Source organism: Variovorax sp. P1_H12_2 (assembly GCF_056405335.1).
The window spans coordinates 1-2369 of the sequence record NZ_JBFUCI010000637.1 but is presented as its reverse complement, the minus strand read 5'-3'; the positions used below and the strand labels follow the sequence as shown (position 1 = coordinate 2369).

Here is a 2369-nt window from a genome sequence, read left to right as displayed (position 1 = left end):
GGACGAGGCCGACCATGCCGAAATCGAATGCGCCGACGTCGTGCATCGGGTCGATCACGGCATCACCGGTATCGAAGGCCAGCCGGTCGTGGTCGCCGTGCGGCCCGAGAAGATCCAACTGGGCACGGAGCCGCCGGACGATGACCGCAACAGGGTCCAAGGGGTCGTCAAGGCCCTTTCCTACTTCGGTGGCTACACCCTGTACCACCTCGAATTGCCAAGCGGCGCCGTGCTCAAGGTCAACGTCGAGAACGCCACCCGGCATCGGGAAGGCGCTCCGGTGCCGGGGGACAGGGTCTGGGCCCACTGGCTGCCGACCTCCCAGGTCGTCCTGAAAAACTGATGAAACACGCCCAAGCCGACCGCGGCGGCTTGCCCGGTTGGAAAACGCTCATGCGAGGGCGGCGCCTTGTGATCGGCGTGCCCTATTTCTGGCTGCTGGCTTTCTTCCTGTTGCCGTTTCTCATTGTCCTGCGCATCAGCTTCGCCGAGATGGACGGCGCCACGATCAGCAGCCTGTTCGCGTACGCMGATCAGGAACTGGTCGTGAGGCTCAAGCTCCAGAACTACGCGACCATCTTCCAGGACAACCTCTACCTGGCGACCTATGGGCGGTCGCTGATGTACGCTGGCATCACGACCCTGATCTGCCTCGTGATCGGCTATCCGTTCGCGTACTTCATGGCGCGCGCCTCCACCGCCCTGCAGCCGTTGCTGCTGATGGCCGTGATGCTGCCGTTCTGGACCAGCTTCCTGTTGCGGGTCTACGCCTGGAAAGGGCTGCTGGATGCGCAGACCGGCTGGGTCGGAAGGCTGCTCATCCACCTCCGTGCCGACCAGTTGCTCTACCCATTGGGGCTGATCCCGGCGCCGGGCGAGTTCATGTACAGCCCATTTTCGCTCGTGCTGGGCATGGTCTACACCTACTTGCCCTTCATGCTGCTGCCGCTGTATGCCACGCTGTCCAAGCTGGACTTGCAGTTGCTCGAAGCCGCGCAGGACCTGGGGGCCACGCCCTGGCAGGCGTTCTGGCGGGTCACGGTGCCGCTGTCCAGGAGCGGGATCATCGCGGGCGCGATGCTGGTCTTCATTCCCTGCGTGGGCGAGTATGTGATCCCGGAACTCCTGGGCGGGCCGGAAACGCTGATGATCGGCCGCGTGCTCTGGGACGAGTTCTTCTCCAACAACGACTGGCCGCTGGCTTCGGGCGTCGCGGTCGTGATGGTGCTGCTCATCATCGTGCCGCTGGCGATCTTCAACAACAGCCAGGCGAAGGTGGCGCGTTCATGATCGTCACGTCCGCAGGCCGCTGGACCAGCCGCATCTGGCTGACGCTGGGGCTGGTCTTCCTCTACCTGCCGATCGCGGCGCTGGTCGTTTTCAGCTTCACCGATTCCCCGGTGCCGAACGTCTGGGCCGGCTTCAGCCTGCGCTGGTACGCCAAGCTCGCCGGCGACGAGGAAATTCGATCGGGGCTTTTTCTTTCGCTCAGGGTCGCCGCGGCCACCGCGAGCGCCGCCGTCGTGCTGGGGACCCTCGCTGCCTTTGCGCTGGAACGCTTTGCGCGGTTCAAGGGGCGCGCCTTCTTTTCCGGCATGGTCAGCGCCCCGCTGGTGATGCCGGAAGTGATCGTCGGCCTGTCGCTGCTGCTGATGCTCGTTTCGATCCAGCGCCTCTTCGGTTTTCCGGAGCGCGGCATGGTGACGATCTGGCTCGGCCATCTGCTCGTCGGCCTGGCTTATGCAACCGTGGTGATCAGTGCCCGCCTGCGCGACCTGAATCCCCAGTTCGAGGAGGCCGCCCAGGATCTCGGTGCCCGGCCGCTGCAGGTCTTCATGCGCGTCACGCTGCCGATGATCGCGCAGTCGCTCGTGGCTGCCTGGCTGTTGACGTTCACTCTGTCGCTGGACGACGTCGTGATGTCGGCGTTCCTGTCCGGGCCCGGCTCGACCACGCTCCCCCTGGTGATCTTCTCGCGGGCCCGCCTGGGGCTCGATCCGACCGTCAATGCGCTGGCCACCGTGGTGATCTTCGTGGTGGCGGTGTTCGTCGTGGGTTCGAGCTACCTGATCGCGGCGCGGGAGCGCAGGCGCTACAGGCAGCAGCACGCTGCACTCAAGGGGGGTGCCGAATCGACGACGTAGCCGCGCGCAGGGCGGCCGCGCCGACGGCCTCGGTGGCGGGCGGGCGCCTATAATGGAGGGCTTTGCGAGCGGCCGCCGGCCGTTCCCTTCCGCCCCCCCAATTCCATGCCTATCTACGCCTACAAGTGCAGTGCCTGCGGCTTTGCCAAGGACGTGCTGCAGAAAATGTCCGACGCGCCGCTCTCGGAGTGCCCGTCCTGCGGCGCCAGCGCGTTCAGCAAGCAG

Annotated in this window: 4 protein-coding genes; all 4 read left to right on the top strand. The window is 65.5% G+C overall.

Translation table 11 applies throughout. From position 1 onward, the window contains the following. Positions 1 to 343: TOBE domain-containing protein (locus tag AC1D2K_RS33560; RefSeq protein WP_478094609.1), on the top strand; the 343-nt coding region annotated here is incomplete at its 5' end. Then, the gene (locus AC1D2K_RS33555; protein ID WP_478094607.1) at positions 343 to 1290 is read left to right on the top strand and encodes an ABC transporter permease; all 948 of its coding nucleotides are present in this window, start codon (positions 343 to 345) and stop codon (positions 1288 to 1290) included. The genes AC1D2K_RS33560 and AC1D2K_RS33555, both read left to right, overlap by 1 nt. Next, positions 1287 to 2144, top strand: coding sequence for an ABC transporter permease subunit (locus AC1D2K_RS33550; RefSeq protein ID WP_478094605.1), 858 nt, complete (start codon positions 1287 to 1289; stop codon positions 2142 to 2144). Before AC1D2K_RS33555 ends, AC1D2K_RS33550 begins: the two co-directional genes overlap by 4 nt. Before the next feature lie 105 nt (positions 2145 to 2249). Continuing rightward, the coding region (locus AC1D2K_RS33545; protein WP_478094611.1) for an FmdB family zinc ribbon protein at positions 2250 to 2369 on the top strand (120 nt) is incomplete at its 3' end.

What these genes read in the sequence shown, in the direction of transcription:
- AC1D2K_RS33550 (WP_478094605.1), top strand. Translation starts at nt 1,287, where the DNA reads ATGATCGTCACGTCCGCAGGCCGCTGGACCAGCCGCATCTGGCTGACG.